This window comes from Clostridium sp. MSJ-8, assembly GCF_018918325.1.
Taxonomy (GTDB): Bacteria; Bacillota; Clostridia; order Clostridiales; family Clostridiaceae; genus Clostridium.
Genome location: NZ_JAHLQH010000053.1, coordinates 25,050 through 43,155, shown reverse-complemented (window position 1 = coordinate 43,155; position 18,106 = coordinate 25,050). Strand labels below are relative to the sequence as shown.

The 18,106-nt window shown below is 29.8% G+C and carries 20 protein-coding genes; all 20 read right to left on the bottom strand.

The genetic code is table 11. From position 1 onward, the window contains the following. Positions 1 to 79: 79 nt before the first annotated feature. Entirely contained in the window at positions 80 to 226 is a 147-nt protein-coding gene (locus KQI77_RS12470; RefSeq protein WP_216390765.1) for a hypothetical protein, read from the bottom strand. Positions 227 to 266: 40 nt separating this feature from the next. Further along, positions 267 to 413, bottom strand: coding sequence for a hypothetical protein (locus tag KQI77_RS12465; protein ID WP_216390765.1), 147 nt, complete (start codon positions 411 to 413; stop codon positions 267 to 269). A gap of 259 nt (positions 414 to 672) precedes the next feature. Continuing rightward, positions 673 to 906 carry a hypothetical protein gene (locus tag KQI77_RS12460; protein WP_216390764.1) on the bottom strand — a complete coding sequence of 78 codons (234 nt, stop codon included), beginning with the start codon at positions 904 to 906 and terminating at the stop codon, positions 673 to 675. A gap of 39 nt (positions 907 to 945) precedes the next feature. Next, the gene (locus tag KQI77_RS12455; protein ID WP_216390763.1) at positions 946 to 1,809 is read right to left on the bottom strand and encodes a site-2 protease family protein; all 864 of its coding nucleotides are present in this window, start codon (positions 1,807 to 1,809) and stop codon (positions 946 to 948) included. Between the two features lie 3 nt (positions 1,810 to 1,812). Continuing rightward, positions 1,813 to 2,547: a M23 family metallopeptidase gene (locus tag KQI77_RS12450; protein ID WP_216390762.1), complete on the bottom strand. Its 735-nt coding sequence runs from the start codon at positions 2,545 to 2,547 to the stop codon at positions 1,813 to 1,815. A 127-nt stretch (positions 2,548 to 2,674) separates the two neighbouring features. Then, positions 2,675 to 3,826 carry an FtsW/RodA/SpoVE family cell cycle protein gene (locus KQI77_RS12445; RefSeq protein WP_216390761.1) on the bottom strand — a complete coding sequence of 384 codons (1,152 nt, stop codon included), beginning with the start codon at positions 3,824 to 3,826 and terminating at the stop codon, positions 2,675 to 2,677. 148 nt (positions 3,827 to 3,974) lie between these two features. Continuing rightward, complete coding sequence (gene minE / locus KQI77_RS12440; RefSeq protein ID WP_216390760.1) at positions 3,975 to 4,241, bottom strand: cell division topological specificity factor MinE; 267 nt, start codon at positions 4,239 to 4,241, stop codon at positions 3,975 to 3,977. 14 nt (positions 4,242 to 4,255) lie between these two features. After that, entirely contained in the window at positions 4,256 to 5,053 is a 798-nt protein-coding gene (minD, locus tag KQI77_RS12435) for a septum site-determining protein MinD (protein ID WP_216390759.1), read from the bottom strand. A gap of 23 nt (positions 5,054 to 5,076) precedes the next feature. Then, entirely contained in the window at positions 5,077 to 5,724 is a 648-nt protein-coding gene (minC, locus tag KQI77_RS12430) for a septum site-determining protein MinC (protein ID WP_216390758.1), read from the bottom strand. 163 nt (positions 5,725 to 5,887) lie between these two features. Continuing rightward, positions 5,888 to 8,722 (bottom strand): penicillin-binding transpeptidase domain-containing protein, encoded by a 2,835-nt coding sequence (locus KQI77_RS12425; RefSeq protein ID WP_216390757.1) that lies wholly within the window; start codon positions 8,720 to 8,722, stop codon positions 5,888 to 5,890. A gap of 29 nt (positions 8,723 to 8,751) precedes the next feature. Next, positions 8,752 to 9,252: a rod shape-determining protein MreD gene (gene mreD / locus KQI77_RS12420; RefSeq protein ID WP_216390756.1), complete on the bottom strand. Its 501-nt coding sequence runs from the start codon at positions 9,250 to 9,252 to the stop codon at positions 8,752 to 8,754. A gap of 10 nt (positions 9,253 to 9,262) precedes the next feature. Beyond that, a complete protein-coding gene (mreC, locus tag KQI77_RS12415) occupies positions 9,263 to 10,108 on the bottom strand; it encodes a rod shape-determining protein MreC (RefSeq protein ID WP_216390755.1) in 846 nt (281 codons plus the stop codon). A 2-nt stretch (positions 10,109 to 10,110) separates the two neighbouring features. Further along, positions 10,111 to 11,130, bottom strand: coding sequence for a rod shape-determining protein (locus KQI77_RS12410; protein ID WP_216390754.1), 1,020 nt, complete (start codon positions 11,128 to 11,130; stop codon positions 10,111 to 10,113). A gap of 45 nt (positions 11,131 to 11,175) precedes the next feature. Then, positions 11,176 to 11,748 (bottom strand): Maf-like protein, encoded by a 573-nt coding sequence (locus KQI77_RS12405; protein WP_216390753.1) that lies wholly within the window; start codon positions 11,746 to 11,748, stop codon positions 11,176 to 11,178. Between the two features lie 191 nt (positions 11,749 to 11,939). Then, a complete protein-coding gene (locus KQI77_RS12400; RefSeq protein ID WP_216390752.1) occupies positions 11,940 to 12,551 on the bottom strand; it encodes a hypothetical protein in 612 nt (203 codons plus the stop codon). A gap of 214 nt (positions 12,552 to 12,765) precedes the next feature. Continuing rightward, positions 12,766 to 13,515 (bottom strand): triose-phosphate isomerase, encoded by a 750-nt coding sequence (gene tpiA / locus KQI77_RS12395; RefSeq protein ID WP_216390751.1) that lies wholly within the window; start codon positions 13,513 to 13,515, stop codon positions 12,766 to 12,768. A 20-nt stretch (positions 13,516 to 13,535) separates the two neighbouring features. Beyond that, complete coding sequence (gene pgk / locus KQI77_RS12390) at positions 13,536 to 14,729, bottom strand: phosphoglycerate kinase (protein WP_216390750.1); 1,194 nt, start codon at positions 14,727 to 14,729, stop codon at positions 13,536 to 13,538. A 141-nt stretch (positions 14,730 to 14,870) separates the two neighbouring features. Further along, entirely contained in the window at positions 14,871 to 15,887 is a 1,017-nt protein-coding gene (gene gap, locus KQI77_RS12385) for a type I glyceraldehyde-3-phosphate dehydrogenase (protein ID WP_216390749.1), read from the bottom strand. 67 nt (positions 15,888 to 15,954) lie between these two features. Beyond that, a complete protein-coding gene (locus tag KQI77_RS12380; RefSeq protein WP_253289459.1) occupies positions 15,955 to 16,992 on the bottom strand; it encodes a sugar-binding transcriptional regulator in 1,038 nt (345 codons plus the stop codon). 266 nt (positions 16,993 to 17,258) lie between these two features. Then, complete coding sequence (locus KQI77_RS12375) at positions 17,259 to 18,101, bottom strand: DegV family protein (protein ID WP_216390748.1); 843 nt, start codon at positions 18,099 to 18,101, stop codon at positions 17,259 to 17,261. Positions 18,102 to 18,106: the final 5 nt, after the last annotated feature.

Here is an 18,106-nt window from a genome sequence, read left to right as displayed (position 1 = left end):
ACTTAAATTAAAGGTTATTATAAAACTTATTTTCAATAAAATTTTATAATAACCCATTTTATTTATTTGGTATTACTTATTACCAACCATAACTACTCCAAGGAGTTGTAAAATTGCAATGACATGCAGAACATATTCCGCCTCCACATGATGCATCTGAAGCTAATTGAGTTTCTTCTGTTAATTCCTCAAATAGCTCGTCTATTATTTTTTCGTCCTTTTCCATATATTTTCACCTCTTTTCAATCCTTTCATCTATGTACCCTTTACCATCCATAGCTGCTCCAAGGAGTTGTAAAATTGCAATGACATGCAGAACATATTCCGCCTCCACATGATGCATCTGAAGCTAATTGAGTTTCTTCTGTTAATTCCTCAAATAACTCATCTATTATCTTTTCATCTTTTTCCATTATTCTCACCCCCTTTCGATAATACGCATTAATACAATTTTATCCATTATTCTCACTAACCTCATTTTAATCCAATAGACTACATATGTCAACAAAATATGTAAACGTAAATATTCCTTTAATTTATTATGTTAAGTCAGACTATTTTTTATAAAAAATAGTAAAGATTCCATCAAAAATGCTCTGCTATCTAAACTATAGCAAGTTTATAGCATTTATGGATCTTTACTTATTTTTATAACAATTAGAAGTACTTAATTTAGCTATTAAGTAATCTCATCATTTCTTCTACTGTTGATTTTACCTTAGGTGGAAGTCTATTAATAGCTTTCTGCCTTTTATTAGGATCCTCTATCTTTGCTATTCTCATAACTTCTTGTTGTAATCCAGGAATACTATTTAACTTTTGAATTAAGGAATTAAACTGAGATGCGAATACAGGATCTTGCATTCTTTGTTGAATCTTAGCAATTAATTCATAAGGATTTGCCATATATTAATCTCCCAATCTATTTTAGCTCTTCATTTTATTTTATTCTCTTTTTCTTAAAAGGTTCTCTTTTTGAAAATATTCATAAAAAGTAATATTTCCATATTGTCCAAGTATATCAATAAGTTCATTTTCATATACTACAGAAATAACTTTTAAGTTCTCATCTAAAACATAAAAAAAATTGAATCTATTCTTATCTAACAAACTCAAAGCTTTTACTAAAGATATTTTATAATATATAGAAATATTCCTATTTTCTATATATTCTCTATTCTGCAATCTTCTTTTCTTACTAAATATATTACTTATTATAATGTACATAATATTTTTCTTTTCCAAAAATGTAGAATAAAAAATAAGAATAGATGTGAATAATAAACTTATATTCAAATTATGTATATAAACTGTTATAATAAATAAAACTAATAGCACAATAGATACGCCATAACTAATATTTATCAATATATTTTTTGATTTTTTATATAGATATTTTTTATTCAATAAAATCTCATATATTTTTGCTCCATCCAAGGGATATGCTGGTATAAGATTACATATTCCTATTCCAAGATTAATGTAAATACTTTGTATTATATATATGTTTTGAGTCTTATTTGATATAAACCATAATATTATTGAAAGGACAAAATTAAGTGTTGGACCAATTATATATATTAAAATTTTTTGATTATCCGTGATCTCATCTATTCCATATATCTCTGCTTTTGTCCCAGTAACATACAATTTCATAGCATATATCTTAACTTTATATTTTTTACACATCAATATATGTGCAAATTCATGTAGTATAATCCACATAATTCCTATAAGTAAGTTTTTATGCCATGTACATATAACTACCATTATCATAAGTTCTAATATTATAATAATTTTCTTCTTCATAATCTAACAACTCATAAGGCTTATTGGATTTTTTTCTATTCCCATATATATAATTTTAAAAACAATTCCATAGCTATTATTTCCTATATCACTTGTTTTACCAATAATTTCTCCTTTATCAACTTTATCACCTTCATTTAAACTTACCTCTGACAATAATCCATAATATGTCTCAACACCATTATTATGTTTTAGTATTATGTGATAACCGTCATCAGACTTATCTACATCTGTTACTATTCCATTAAAACTAGCAATTACATCTGTCACTCCTGTAGTTCTTATAATTATGCCTTCTTTATTATCTGGCAAATTCGAATACTCTCCTCCAGATATAGGTAATATATATTCTTCTTTGATAATTTGTTTTAGAGTCTTTCCACCTATTACCTTTACTTTAGCTTTATCTATTGCATCTATTGTCTTCTCTTTTATACTTGTCACATTTCCATCATCTACTGAAGCCATTGTTTCTACAATTTCCAAATTACTCTCAACCATCTCTTTTGTCGCTACATATATGCCTTGTGCCCCTTCTATCTTTACTGTTCCTAATATCTTTAATGCACCAATTAAAACTATAGCCCCAACTAATTGCTTAGATATTTTGCCATTAGGCTTATGTGGTTCTTCTTTATATTTATTATTACTATTTTGTATAAGCTTATTTCTATTATATTGTGGATTTCTAGTTATATTATTATAGTATTTTTCATATTGTTCTCTATAACTTCCCATTATAATCGCTCCATTAATTATTACAATTAATTATATTAAATCATATATATTTTTATTCAAAAAAAGAATCAGTTTATCCAAATGCAATTTATTGCTTTTGGATAAACTGATTTTTAATATACATTCTCTAGAAAAATATCCTTTGCTTTCTCATTCCTATATTAACAACTAAAGCTACTGCCATAACTGTTGTTAGAAGAGAACTACCTCCATAACTTACTAGTGGTAATGTAATACCTGTAATAGGCATAAGACCTATAGTCATGCCAATATTTTGAGCAATTGCAAATATAAAGTATGCAATCATTCCTACACATATAAGAGACCCAAACCTATCTCTTGCTTTCTTTGCAATATTTATCATCTTCTTAATAAGTATTCCATATAAAACAAGAAGGAGTATAGATCCTATAAGTCCCCATTGCTCTGCTATAGCTGCAAATATGAAATCTGTTTGTACTTCTGGTACATGAGTTCCTGCATATCCAGGTGAAACACTTTCTTCAAGTGATACTCTTATTCCTGATAATCCACCAGAACCTATCCCTATAAGTGATTGATTCAATTGATAAGCATCTGTAGTATCAGTTTCATCTGGATTAAATATAGATATAATTCTTGCTTTCTGATAAGGTTGAATTATTCCTGTATTCCACGCTATAACAATTGCTACTGCAAGTGTTACAACACCACCTATTATTATTCTTCTATCAAGTCCTGCTATGTATAGAATTCCTAGTACTATGAAGAAACATACCATAGTCATTCCCATATCTGGTTGAATAACAATTAAAATCATAGGAATAGCTGCATAGAATAATAATTTACCTAAGTTTTTTATTGTATTAATATTTTCTTCTTCTTCCATTTCATTGATAATTTTGGCCAACATAAGAATTATCCCAAACTTTGCAAGTTCTGCCGGTTGGAAATACATAACTCTAAGATTAATCCATCCTCTTGCGCCATTTACCCTAACTCCAATTCCTGGAATCCATACTGTAATAAGCAATACAATAGAAAGCCAATATACTATAGGAACATATCTCATAATTGTATGATAATCTATTGCTATAAATATATAAAATACAATCATTGACAACACAAAAGCTCCTACTTGTTTTTTTACAAAGTAAAAACTACCATAATCACTAGCTCCACCTTTTGTTGCAATATATATATTTAAAATTCCATAAAAGATTATAAGAACCATAGTAACTATTAAACCACTGTCCATCTCTTTTAATAATTTATTTTCTATTTTAAGATTCTTAAGCAAAAAATCACCTCCTATACTCTCTTTATTATATATTATACAAAATTATTTCACCATATTATAAAACATATAATAAGAAATTCTTAATAACTATATTCCATAAAATAAGCTGCTTAAAATAAAATTTAATTTATCTTAAAACAGCTTATCGTTATCTTCCTTTTACACCTTTTATAGGTATGTTGCATGATATTGCAGAATTAGCATCTCCCTGCATTTCTTCACTTTTAGTAACTGATATCTCAACATCATCATCTGATATCTCTATATATTTAGATATTACCTGCAATATCTCCTCTCTAATCTTATCTACTGTCTCGGGTGGAATATCGCCTCTATCATTGATAAGTATTAATCTTAATCTATCTTTTGCTACATCCTTTGGTTTTGGTTTACCACCAAAATTAAAAAATCCCATAAATACTCTCCCCCTTATTTGCGGCCAAATAACTTCTTAATTGAATTTATAAATCCACCTGAATTTGTGCTTAAATCCATAAATGGAACTTCTTCTCCTGTAATTCTTTTTGCTATATTTCTAAATGCCTTTCCTGCATATGCATCCTCTTCTAAAACTATAGGTTCTCCTTTATTTGTACATACAGTTACATTATTATCTTGAGGTACAACCCCTATAAGTTTTACAGATAAAGTTTCTATTATATCATTTACATCTAACATATCTCCACTTTGAGTCATTTCATAATTTAATCTGTTAACTATTACTGCATGATCATCTAAACCTTTTGCATCAAGCTTACCTATAACTCTATCTGCATCTCTTACTGATGTTATTTCTGGATTTACCACAACAAGAGCTCTATCTGCACCTGCTACAGAATTCTCAAATCCTTGTTCAATACCAGCAGGACAATCTATTAATACGTAATCAAATTCTTCTTTTAATTCATTTACTATTTTCAACATATCCTCTGCACTTAAATCATCTTTATCCTTTGTTTGTGCAGTAGGTAATAAACATAGATTTTGGAATTTCTTGTCCTTTATTAAAGCTTGTTTAAGTCTACATCTACCTTCCACAACATCGAAAATAGTATATATAATTCTATTTTCTAATCCCATTAAAACATCTAAGTTTCTTAATCCTGTATCACCATCTATAACTACTACCTTATTTCCTAATGCTGCTAAAGCAGTTCCTATATTTGCTGTTGTAGTTGTTTTACCAACTCCACCTTTTCCTGACGTAATAACAATAGACACACCCATTTTTCTGAATACCTCCAATTTTTTTATATATATTTATTATTTAGATAAGGTTCTACAATTATAACATTATCCTTTACCTTTGCAACTTCTGGATACAAAGGTTTCTCTGCATCTGGTGACATAGTTATAATATCACCAATCTTAAGTATCTCTGGTTGCAAAGAAAATGCTGCTACAATAGCTTCCCTATTATTCTCAACTCCTGCAAATACGTTGCCTTTTATATTCCCTAATACAATAATATTACCACCTGCATACACTTCTGCGCCACTATTTATATCGCCTATTATTACTAGGTTACCTGAATATTGTATTTTTTGTCCACCCCTAATAGTTTTTCTTATAAATTTTGTTCTACCTTCATTAATTCCAGAAAAACCTGTATTTTCGCTGACTTCTTGTTCATCATTTGAATCAACATCTTCAAATATAATCTCTTTGACTTTTATGTCTTCAAACAATACTGTTCTTAATCGTTCAATATCTTCCTTTAAAAATTCAGATAATCTTGTAGTTATGTATATAGTTGATTCCTCATAGAATGTCTTACTTCTTGATAACTTCTGGATTAATATAATTAACATATCATCAAAACTGTTATATTTATCCATATCAATAAGAATATTTACCCCATCCTTATTGCCTTTTATAATTATACCTTTATCCTTCATTGGGATTCCCCCTCACCAACCCTTTATACTTTTTTTAAAAATTTATACATTAAATCAGACTTTTCTTTACAATTATACCATTAAACCTTACATTAAAAAAGTAAAAAGCAATATTTATCTATAAAGATTAACCTTTATAAATAATAATATTGCTTTTCATTAACTATTTATTATCTGCAGGAGTATTAAGTACATAATCATAAAATTGATATCCTGGATTAGCTTCTAATATCTGATCCTTGAAATAATACTCATATACTGCTTTTGCTACTGGAGCAGCACTTCCACCATGTCCTCCATCATAAACAACAGTTGCTACTGCTATCTTAGGATCATCTGCTGGTGCAAAACTTATAAATGTTGCATATGGTGCTCTTCCCAAATCATACTGTTCATCTTTAAAATCGGCTGTACCTGTTTTACCAGCTATTGTAATTGGAAAATTACTAAATGTAGTGAAGGCTGTACCTGAATCATCTTGTGTAACTCGTTTCATACCTTCTATTACAGCTTTTAGATTGTTTTCATCTAAATCAATTTTATCTAGTACTTCACTTCCATACTCTTGAATAACTTCTCCTTCAGGGTTTGTTATTTTATCAACTAAATGTGCTTTATATCTAGTTCCTCCATTAGCTAATGTAGAAACATATTGAGCTAATTGAAGTGGCGTAAAAGTATTTGTACCCTGTCCTATAGCAGCATAAACTTCTTGAGCTGCAGAAGTCATTTCTGAAGTTACATCATAAACCACATATAATGCAATAGCATTTGCTATCTTTGTAGCTTCATTGTCTAGATCTACTTTTGTATTATGTGAAGATTCATATTCAGATACATTTTGCTTATATAACTCTGAATTATCCATTATTTTTTTTATATCTGATATTAATTTTTTTGCAAATTCATCACTATTTCCTAATGCTGAAACATTATTAGGATCAACACTCTTTAATCTATTAATTATCTTATCCTTCAATGATACCTTAGCATCTTTTAATTCTTCTGAATCATCATCTCTAGCAGAAAAATCAAATGGAACAAATGAATATCCTCTTAATGAACCACTCTCTAAATATGAGTTTAAATTATACTTAACTAAACTTGCCATTGTATTCTTATAAGATGTATAGTTGTAAACTTGACCAAAGTTTTCTGATATTTCTATTCCTGTACTTGCCCTTTGATCTCCATTTGGATCAACTCCTAATCCAAATCTCCATGCAAAACTTGCAAGTGCATTTAATCCTTCTACTTTATCTGGTGCTTGTTGATACATTCTATATGCTACTTCGTAGAAGAAGAAGTTACAAGATACTTCTATTGCTCTAGCTACGTCAACATTTCCATATGCCACATGATACTTTGGTGCTGTTTCAGTTGTAAATAACTCTGGATGTATATCAAATACACCAGTATCATAAATAGTTTCACTAGGTGTAACAACACCACTCTCAAGTCCTGCTATTGCAGTTAATGGTTTAAATGTTGAACCTGGTGGAATCAAACCTTGTGTTGCATAATTATAAAATGGTCTTGGGTATATATCATATATATCTTCTCTGTTACCATTCTCATCTTTAGGGAATAAATCATCTATTGTTTTATTTAAGCCTCTAGATTGAATAAATTGTGTTCCAAATGTCTCTAAATCAGGAGAAAAATATGCTTTCTTCTCTTCATCTGATATTTTTCCTTCTACTGAAAAATTATTTGGATCATATTCTGGTAATGAAACTAACGCCAATATTCTTCCAGTATTAACTTCCATTACAACAACTGCACCTCTATTAGCATTTTTGTACTCTCCAGCTGATACAATATCATTCATTGTATTTTGAAGAGCTGTTGTGGCAACATATTGTAAATTTTTATCTATTGTTAAGTTAATATTATTGCCCGGATATGCTTCTAACTTAAACAATTCTTGAGTAACTCTACCAGATGAATTAACTTTTACAGTTGTACCACCTGTAACTCCTCTTAATTGTTCTTCAAAAGCGCTTTCTATTCCCGCTACACCAACAGTATCTGTAGATGCATCATATCCTCTAAGTTCATATTCCTCTTTATTAGTCTCACTAATTGATGATAAATATCCAATAACCGATGAAGCTAATGTTCCATATGGATATTTTCTTGTAGGTTCAAGTGTAACATCTATTCCTGGAAGGTTATTAAGCTTTTGAAGAATTATATCTGCTGCATCTTTATTTAAGTTTTTCTTTATAGTTACAGACTTATAACCTTGAAAGCTCTTCATTTTTAAGGCATCTTTTATAACTATATAATCTCTTAATTTCTGGTATGTATATCCTTTATCTAACAAAATTTGAGTTAATTTTTTTCCACTCATTTTTGCATACTGTTTAGCTTCCTTTTCCGAAGGTTTAATTACATCTATTATGTTATACGATTTTACTAAATAGTAGAACACTTCTTCTGGTGTAATTTCATATAATTTATCATTAACTTTATCAATTTGTTCATCTGTCAAATCTTCATTTTCAGTGTTATACTTAAGTTTTTTTTCAACTTGTTCGTTTAAACCTCTATCTCTCTTGAAACGTATATCTTCACTTTTAATTAAGTCAGCATCAGTATTATCATAATCAATATACCAATTATTATTTTCATCTATTTTTAATTTTAAATCATCTTCGACACTTTCTCCATTTTCATTTAAAATAGAAAATATTATATCCATAGTGTCATAAAAAGCTTTATCTGCTTCATCAGTTTTTGTATATGTCAATGCATATGTTTGCTCATTAGTTGCTAATACATTGCCATTTTGATCTAATATCTCTCCTCTTGGAGCTTTTTCAGAAACAAATTTTGTAGCTGTATTGTTAGCCTTTTGCTCATAATCATCGTGTTTATAAATCTGTATGTATATTAATTTTAATGATATTATTGTAAAAACAGCTACCATGATACCTAATAATATAGAATATCTTGATATCTTTTTCTTTTTTTTAGGCTTGTTAACTATCATTTTTTAATATCTCCCATCAATTGCACATATTAATTCTTGCCAAATTTCCATGAATACTTATCTTCTTTTTCATTACACAGTTGGTATATCTTATTATATATAAGCAATGTAATTACTGAATTATATATTGCATAAGGTATCGCTACTCCAAGATCATTATTATAATCAAATAAAGATCTCATAATTACATATACAAGTAAAACCTTAACAATGCTACTTACCAAAACCGAAATCAATGGAATTAGTTTCTTCTCTCTCAATATACCTTCCCCAATTACTCCAACGATGTAACATATTATAAGGTTAGTTAATATATTAATTCCAAAGCTTTGACTAAAAAATATATCTTGTAGCGCACCAGAAAATATTCCAATTCCAATTCCTTTTGTTGGTCCATTTATAACTGCATATGAAACAGCAAAAACAAATAGCAAACTAGGATAAGCACCCTTTATACTAATAAATGGGCATAAAGAAGTATCTAATATAAGAAGTATTATTGATATTATAACTATATATCTTTTTTTCATATTAACACCTCTAATTATATTCAATTTCTCTAGTATCTTTTGGTACAATTATCATTAAATCTTCTAATGTATCAAAATCAACATAAGGCTTTACAATTGCAGTCTTCATAAATTGAACTTTATCTTCTTCAACTGATACTACTTCGCCAACTCTTATCTCTTTTGGATATACTGCACCTAATCCAGATGTAAGAATTACATCTCCTTTTTTTATCTTCGAATCCATTGGTAAATAATTAATTTTAGTTAAGTTTTCATTAGTGTTACTATCTGTATATCCTTGTAATATACCTGTCTTTTCTCTTGTAGATTCAGGCATAACACTTACCGCAATATTTTCATTAATTATACATTCTACTACACACCAATTCTTAGCTACACTAGTTATCTTTCCTACTAATCCTTCAGCTGATACAACTACCATATCCTTCTTAACACCATCTTTAGAACCTTTATCTAATATATATCCCTCTAGTATACTGCCTCTAGTACCTATAATATTAGTCGATATATAATTATATTCTGATCTTTGTTCCTGAAAATCTAATAAAGCTTTTAACTTTTCATTTTCTTGTGCTAAATCTGAGTACTCAGAAAGTTTATCTTTTAATTCATTATTTTCTTCTTTTAAATCTTGATTTTCATCTCTTACACTAGAAAAATTCAAGAAGAAATCAACAAAATCTTTTACTCCTCTGTTAATTCCATAAGCCACCTTCTGAATAGGACTTAAAGCGTTGCCTGCACTTCCTTCTAGTCCTTTTATATTCCTGCTAGCAGAAATACCTATTAAAACTAAAAATGTAACTGACAGAACTATTACAGTTACTGTCAGTTTATTCTTAAAAAACTTCATTATTAAATCTCGTCATCCTTACTTCTTACTACTTGATCAAAATCTTCTAAGGCCTTTCCAGCACCTAAAACGACACAATCTAAAGGTGACTCTGCAATATGTACAGGCATATTAGTTTCACGTGTAATTAATACATCAAGTCCCTTTAATAATGCTCCACCTCCAGCTAACATTATTCCCTTTTCCATGATATCAGCTGCTAATTCAGGTGGTGTCTTCTCTAAAGTTGTTTTTATAGCTTCTATTATTGAGCTAATAGGTTCTCTTAGCGCTTCTCTTATTTGTGATTCTGATATTTCAACTATCTTAGGTAAACCTGAAACTAAATCTCTACCTTTTACTTCCATGTTTCTCTCGTCTTCTACTTTAAATGCCGAACCTATCTCCATCTTAATTTGTTCTGCAGTTCTCTCACCTATCATTAAGTTATATTCTTTCTTAATGTAAGCTATAATAGACTGATCTAATTCATCTCCTGCGATTCTTAATGATCTACTAGTTACAATACCACCAAGAGATATAATAGCAACTTCTGTAGTACCGCCTCCAATATCTACAATCATACTTCCTGTAGGTTCACTAACTGGAAGTCCTGCTCCTATAGCTGCTGCCATAGGTTCTTCTAATAATAATACTTCTCTTGCTCCTGCAAGCTTAGTTGCTTGTTCTATAGCTCTCTTTTCAACTTCTGTTACTCCTGATGGATAACATACTATTATCTTAGGACTCTTATATGATCCCTTACTAACACTCTTCTCTATTAATGATTTTATCATTGTTTGTGCAATATCAAAATCAGCTATTACACCATCCTTAAGTGGTCTTATCGCTACTATATTACCTGGTGTTCTACCTATCATTAATTTAGCTTCTGATCCTACTGCTAATGTCTTTTTATTTGTATTATTCATAGCTACAACTGAAGGTTCTCTTAAAACAATGCCTTTGCCTTTTACAAAAACTAGTGTATTAGCTGTACCTAAATCTATTCCCATGTACTTATTCGAACTAAATAATCCCATTAAAATAATTCCCCTTTCAATTATATGATTTACTTTTTAATAAAACTAATCTTCTACTATCTCTAATAACATTTTTCTTAATCTGTTTAATGGTAATCCAACAACATTATAGAAGCATCCTTCTATCTTTTCTACAAAAACGCCACCTTTACCTTGTATTCCGTATGCTGCCGCTTTGTCCATTGGTTCGCCTGTTTCTATATATCCTCTTATATCTTCTTCATTTAACTTGGAAAACTTAACTTTTGTTTTCTCTACCGATTTAAGCACTTTATTATTATACGTATTTATCACAACAATACCTGTATATACCTCATGAACATTGTCACTAAGTAATTGTAGCATTTTATATGCATCTAAATCGTCTTTAGGTTTACCCAATATCTTACCCTCTATAACTACTATAGTATCTGCTGCTATTATTATTGAATCTTCCGTTGCCTTACTTAATACATTTCTAGCCTTTCCATAAGCTAATTCTTCTACATATTCTTCAACAGATGAATCAAATCGAACTGACTTCTCATCAAAATCGCTTGTAACAACTTGAAATTCATCTATAATTCTCTTAAGCAATTCTTTTCTTCTAGGCGACGCTGAAGCTAAAATACAATTCAACACATCACATCCTACCTATAAGGTTTTATAAATTCATTAAATAATATTATATTAAAATCAAATAATAGCTGTCTAATAACATCATTTAATGATAAACTATATTTTTCATACCTAATATAGTTTATCATTAAATAATGTCTTAAACAAGTTGCTTTAAACAATTATATCTTTTTTTAATTAATTTTTAAGAATTAATTTTTTTTGAACTTTTGTAAACAATTATATATATTAGTCATTATTTGTGGTATATTATCCTTTTTTATCTTATCAGGTAATTCATCTGTAAACTTCTCCAACTTAACAATATCGACTTCATCTTCATATCCATTACAATTATCTTTTATCCATTTTTTTAATTCTGTTGAATCTATATCTTCTACATTATCCTGAGATATTTTTTCAATAATCTTCATATATGCTTTTACTACTTCATTTCTCTTCTTATCTGTTTCTTTTTTCATTGGTAATTCATATTCTATCTCATAATTGTCTATCTTATGTTCTTGAAGTTTTTTCTCTATATCACTATTTTCTTCATAAAATCCAACTATTATTTTATAATAATTATCTTCATGAATTATCATTGAATTTATACTTTGAGGAATAGCTTCTCTTGCAATTTTTGCACTATCCTCAGTAGAATATACTCCACATTGAAAAGATTTTATCATCAATGAAGATTTATCTATTTTTTGATTTTCATTAATATTGTTATTTACTAATATAGTACCTTCAATTTCACTTGAAAAAAATTTGAATAATACTACTCCAATAACTACTGCCATAATAAAAACCATTATCATTTGTAATACTCCTTTATTAAACTTTCTACTCTTATTATAATCATACCTGGTATATCTCAATCTAGCACCTCTTTTATATTTTTCTAAAACCTCTTTAAAATATATTATTTCGAAAGTTCAATAAGAACAAAATATAATTTGCTGAAGATAAAAAAAAGATGTATATCCATATACAATAATAGATATACACCTTTAATCTTAAATTATATTAATTCTAGTAATTTACTATTTTAGAGAAGTCATCAGCTACTAAACTAGCTCCTCCAACTAATGCTCCATCTATATCAGACATAGCCATTTGATCAGCTATTGTATTAGGTTTAACTGATCCACCATATTGGATTCTTACTTTATCAGCTACTTCTTGACCAAACATTTCAGCAACAACGCTTCTTATAGCAGCTATTGTTTCGTTTGCTTGTTCTTTAGTAGCAGTTTTTCCAGTTCCTATAGCCCAGATTGGTTCATAAGCTATAATAACTTTTTCTGCTTGTTCTTTAGTTAATCCGAATAAATCTGATTTTATTTGGTAACCAACTTTTTGATTAGTTGTTCCATTTTCTCTTTCTTCAAGAGTTTCTCCACAACATAATATAGGAATTAGGTTGTGTTCAAAAGCTTTCTTTACTTTTTTATTTAATGCTTCATCTGTTTCGTTGAAGTATTCTCTTCTTTCACTATGTCCTAATACAACATAATCTACTCCCATAGCTTCTAACATTCCTGGAGCAACTTCTCCTGTAAATGCTCCACTTTCTTCAAAGTGCATATTTTGAGCACCTATTTTTATGTTAGAACCAGCAGCAGCTTTTATAGCAGCATCTAAACATACAAATGTAGGACAAATAACTACTTCACAAGTAGCATCCTTTACTAATGGTTTTAATTCATTTATTACTTTAGCAGCTTCTTCTGGAGTTTTATTCATTTTCCAGTTTCCAGCAATAACAGCTCTTCTTGTCATTATTAATTCACCTCTATAAATTATTTATCATTTAATGCATCTATACCTGGTAATACTTTACCTTCTAAGAATTCAAGTGAAGCTCCACCACCAGTTGAGATGTGAGTCATCTTGTCTCCAAATCCTAATGTATTAACAGCAGCAGCTGAGTCTCCTCCACCGATAACTGTTGTAGCATCAGAATCAGCCATAGCTTTTGCTACTGCAATAGTTCCTTTGTTGAAGTTTTCGAATTCGAATACTCCCATTGGTCCATTCCAGATAACAGTCTTAGCTTCTTTAACAGCATCAGCATATAATTTTTCTGTCTTTGGTCCGATATCTAATCCCATGTTTCCAGCTGGAATATTTTCATCATCAGTAACTGTAGCAGCTACATCTTTGAATTCAGCAGCAACTCTGTGATCTACTGGTAATAAGAACTTAACTCCTTTTTCTTTAGCCTTTGCCATCATTTCTTTAGCATAATCCATCTTGTCATCTTCACATAATGAAGTTCCTATTTCATATCCTTGAGCCTTTAAGAATGTATAAGCCATTCCACCACCGATTATTAATGTATCAACTTTTTCTAATAAGTTGTTAATAACGTTGATCTTATCAGATACTTTTGATCCACCTAATATTGCAACGAAAGGTCTAACTGGATTGTTTACAGCTTCTCCTAAGAATTTTAATTCTTTTTGAATTAAGTATCCACATGCAGCTGTATCTAAGTAATTTGTAACACCTACTGTTGAACAGTGAGCTCTGTGAGCAGTACCAAATGCATCATTTACAAATACCTCAGCAAGTGAAGCTAATTCTTTAGAGAATTCTTCTCCATTCTTAGTTTCTTCTTTTCTGTATCTAGTATTTTCTAATAATACTACATCTCCATCTTTCATAGCAGCAACAGCTTTTTTAGCATTTTCTCCTACAACATTATCATCTGCAGCAAAAACTACTTCTTTTCCTAACATTTCGCTTAATTTCTTTGCAACTGGTGCTAAAGATAATTCTGGCTTTGGTTCACCCTTTGGTTTACCCATATGTGAACATAATATAACTTTTGCTCCATTCTTAATTAAATATTGAATAGTTGGTAGAGCACCGTTTAATCTGTTTATATCAGTTATAACTCCATCTTTTAATGGAACGTTAAAATCGCATCTAACTAAAACTCTTTTACCTTTAACATCTATATCTTCTATAGTCTTTTTATTATAGCCCATTCTTTTCACCTCAAAAATTTAATTATTTTACAAAAAAGAGCCCGGTCTTATAAGTATGCCTTAGAGACCAGACCCTTCTTCCTTTAGGATCTTATAAGACTGCTAAAATATATTAAAGCAATCAAAATCCAATTCACTAAATTAAGCTAATTCAGCGAAGTATTTTATAGTTCTAACCATTTGGCTAGTGTATGAATTTTCGTTGTCGTACCATGATACAACTTTAACTAAAGTTGTTCCATCTCCCATATCCATAACTTTTGTTTGAGTTGCATCGAATAATGAACCGTAAGTAATTCCTACGATATCTGAAGAAACTAATTCTTCTTCAGTGTATCCGAATGAATCAGAAGCAGCAGCTTTCATAGCAGCGTTAACTTGTTCTTCTGTAACTTTTCCATCAACAACAGCTACTAATTGAGTTAATGAACCAGTTGGAACTGGAACTCTTTGAGCACATCCGTCTAATACACCTTTTAATTCAGGGATAACTAATCCGATAGCTTTTGCAGCACCAGTTGAGTTTGGTACTATGTTAACAGCTGCAGCTCTAGCTCTTCTTAAATCACCTTTTCTTTGAGGTCCATCAAGAGTCATTTGATCTCCAGTGTAAGCATGGATAGTAGTCATGTATCCTTTCTTGATCTTAGCTAAGTTGTTTAATGTGTTAGCCATTGGAGCTAAACAGTTAGTTGTACATGATGCAGCTGAGATAACTGTATCAGTTGCTTTTAATGTATTTTCATTTACGCTGTAAACAATTGTTGGAAGGTCATTTCCAGCTGGAGCTGAAATAACAACTTTCTTAGCACCTGCAGCTATATGAGCTTCAGCTTTTGCTTTTGAAGTGTAGAATCCAGTACATTCTAATACTACGTCTACTCCGATTTCTCCCCATGGAAGTTCCTTAGCGTCAGCTTTTGCATAAATCTTGATTTCTTTTCCATCAACTGTGATTGAATCTTCACCAGCTGTTACTTTGTCAGCTAAAGCATATTTACCTTGAGCTGAATCATATTTTAATAAGTGAGCTAACATCTTAGGGCTTGTTAAGTCGTTGATTGCAACTACTTCATAACCTTCTGCTCCGAACATTTGTCTGAATGCTAGACGTCCTATACGTCCAAAACCATTAATTGCTACTTTTACATTTGCCATTAATAATTACCTCCTAAAAAGATAGTTGTTTTTTATTTTATAAAAATAAATTTTATAACGAAATTAATTAATTAGTGTCTTTAGATAATCTAGAAATTATTTCTCTACCTATAGCTTCATCTGTTACTAAGACACCATGTGTATTATTAAGTTGAGTAGAAATAACTGCATCTGCCTTGCTCATTCCTCCTGCTACAGCTACTTGTCTTCTTATATTTTTTGCTTCTAAGAAGTTTATACCTATAGCTGCATTCTGTGAAACCACTTCTGAATCCTTATTGAAATAACATCCAAAAGCTTCTCCAACAGCATGTAATTCAACAAGTCTCTCTACTTCTTCTCTTGATGCTCCCCTCTTCTCTGCCATCTTAAGAGCATTACCTATTCCATAAATTAATATATCAGATTTATGAATATAGTCAATAACCTCTTTTATATCTTTTTGTTTAATCAAAGTATCTATTAAATCCAAAGATAAATTATCTGGTATATGAAGCATCTTATAGTTACCTTTTAACTTCTTTGCAAAAGAAGCTGCTAAAGTATTAGCTTGTGTTTCTACTTTTCTCCCCATACCACCTCTTGCTGGTACTACAAGGATATCTTGATAACTATTATTAGGTTTAAAAGCTTCTACAACTTCCTTAAGTGTACTTCCACCTGTTATAGCTATTATATCTTTATCTCTAATAACATCTTTAAGGTAATTCGCACAAGCCTTGCCTAAGTCTTTTAATATTGTGGGATTCTCGTCTGCATCTCCCGGTACTATTATTACTTTTTCAATGTTAAGTAATTCTTTAACCTTGTGTTCCATATCTGAAAGGCCTTTTATTTCATATATAAAGCCCCTTAGACTATTAACTAATTCTTCTCCACTCTCAGTTACTGTCATACCTGGCGTATTAATCTGTATAAGACCTTGAGACTTAAGAAAGTTAATCTCTGTTCTAACTATTCTCTCACCTAAATTAAGATCAGTAGCTAATACACGTCTTCCTATAGGTTGCTTATAATAAATAGTCCTTAGAATGTTATACCTCTTATCTAATAACTCTATAAGTTCAGGAACTATCTTCATTTCTAGTTTTAATATTTCCTGCAAGTTTAAACACCCCTTTGGTCTAACAATGTCCCACTAAATCTCTAAATGTCCCACATCTATTATTATAAAACAGATTTTATAACTTTTAAAGTGTTTCTATAATTTTTTTTTATTTTTTATTCAAATACACAAATATTGTTCCTACTTTCTGTTATTTTTATTCATGTACTTATTTTATATTATACCTTTTAAATTAAGAATTGAGAATTAAAAATTTAAAATTATACCTTCTAAATTCTCAATTCTCAATTTTAAATTCTCAATTTTCACATATTTTTAGCAAAGAAAAATACTCCTGTAGCATTATTTCCAGAATGAATCCCGACAGTGCATCCAACCTTCGTTTCTATAGTAAAAATATTGTTGTCTTGTAGATATTTTCTTAATTCGTTGCATACTTCATCATAATTAACATTTATTAATACAACAGGCATATCCTCAATAGGAACTAAATCTTCTATATCTTTTATTATCCTCTTAACTGCTTTCTTATTTCCTCTTACTTTATCTTTTACAGCCATTAAACCATCTTTTACATATAATATGAGTTTTATCCCAAGCATTCCTGTAACTACACCTACAGTCTTAGATATTCTTCCACCTTTTATAAGATTATCTAATGATTCAAAACATAATGATTCAGATATTTTTCCTTTCATCTCTTCTAAATCACTAACTATCTCTTCTATACTCATGCCTTTATCTCTTAATTTAGCTGCTCTATAAGCTAGAAGTGCTAACCCTGCTGTTACTGTTTGTGAATCTATAACATATATATCATCACTTTCTAGAAGTTCTTTTGCCATACATGCTGATTGATATGTTCCACTCATATTTGATGATAAATGTATAGATATAATCTTATATCCTTCATCTAAATATTTTTTGAATGCCTCTTGAAATCTAACTGGTGTTACTTGTGAAGTATTGGGGAATACATCTCCTTCATCTATTCTCTTAAATAATTCATCTATAGTTATATCTACTCCATCTAGATAGCTCTTCTCGCCAAAATTTATCAAAAGTGGTAATACCTCTATATCCAGTTCTCTAAATATTTCTTTAGGCATATCTGCTGAACTATCTGTTATTATCTTGATCTTTTCCATATTCA

Coding starts and splice junctions, on each gene's coding strand:
- KQI77_RS12470 (WP_216390765.1), bottom strand. CDS start 226: ATGGAAAAGGACGAAAAAATAATAGACGAGCTATTTGAGGAATTAACA.
- KQI77_RS12465 (WP_216390765.1), bottom strand. CDS start 413: ATGGAAAAAGATGAAAAGATAATAGATGAGTTATTTGAGGAATTAACA.
- KQI77_RS12460 (WP_216390764.1), bottom strand. CDS start 906: ATGGCAAATCCTTATGAATTAATTGCTAAGATTCAACAAAGAATGCAA.
- KQI77_RS12455 (WP_216390763.1), bottom strand. CDS start 1,809: ATGAAGAAGAAAATTATTATAATATTAGAACTTATGATAATGGTAGTT.
- KQI77_RS12450 (WP_216390762.1), bottom strand. CDS start 2,547: ATGGGAAGTTATAGAGAACAATATGAAAAATACTATAATAATATAACT.
- minE (WP_216390760.1), bottom strand. CDS start 4,241: ATGGGATTTTTTAATTTTGGTGGTAAACCAAAACCAAAGGATGTAGCA.
- minD (WP_216390759.1), bottom strand. CDS start 5,053: ATGGGTGTGTCTATTGTTATTACGTCAGGAAAAGGTGGAGTTGGTAAA.
- minC (WP_216390758.1), bottom strand. CDS start 5,724: ATGAAGGATAAAGGTATAATTATAAAAGGCAATAAGGATGGGGTAAAT.
- KQI77_RS12425 (WP_216390757.1), bottom strand. CDS start 8,722: ATGATAGTTAACAAGCCTAAAAAAAAGAAAAAGATATCAAGATATTCT.
- mreD (WP_216390756.1), bottom strand. CDS start 9,252: ATGAAAAAAAGATATATAGTTATAATATCAATAATACTTCTTATATTA.
- mreC (WP_216390755.1), bottom strand. CDS start 10,108: ATGAAGTTTTTTAAGAATAAACTGACAGTAACTGTAATAGTTCTGTCA.
- KQI77_RS12410 (WP_216390754.1), bottom strand. CDS start 11,130: ATGGGATTATTTAGTTCGAATAAGTACATGGGAATAGATTTAGGTACA.
- KQI77_RS12400 (WP_216390752.1), bottom strand. CDS start 12,551: ATGATAATGGTTTTTATTATGGCAGTAGTTATTGGAGTAGTATTATTC.
- tpiA (WP_216390751.1), bottom strand. CDS start 13,515: ATGACAAGAAGAGCTGTTATTGCTGGAAACTGGAAAATGAATAAAACT.
- pgk (WP_216390750.1), bottom strand. CDS start 14,729: ATGGGCTATAATAAAAAGACTATAGAAGATATAGATGTTAAAGGTAAA.
- gap (WP_216390749.1), bottom strand. CDS start 15,887: ATGGCAAATGTAAAAGTAGCAATTAATGGTTTTGGACGTATAGGACGT.
- KQI77_RS12375 (WP_216390748.1), bottom strand. CDS start 18,101: ATGGAAAAGATCAAGATAATAACAGATAGTTCAGCAGATATGCCTAAA.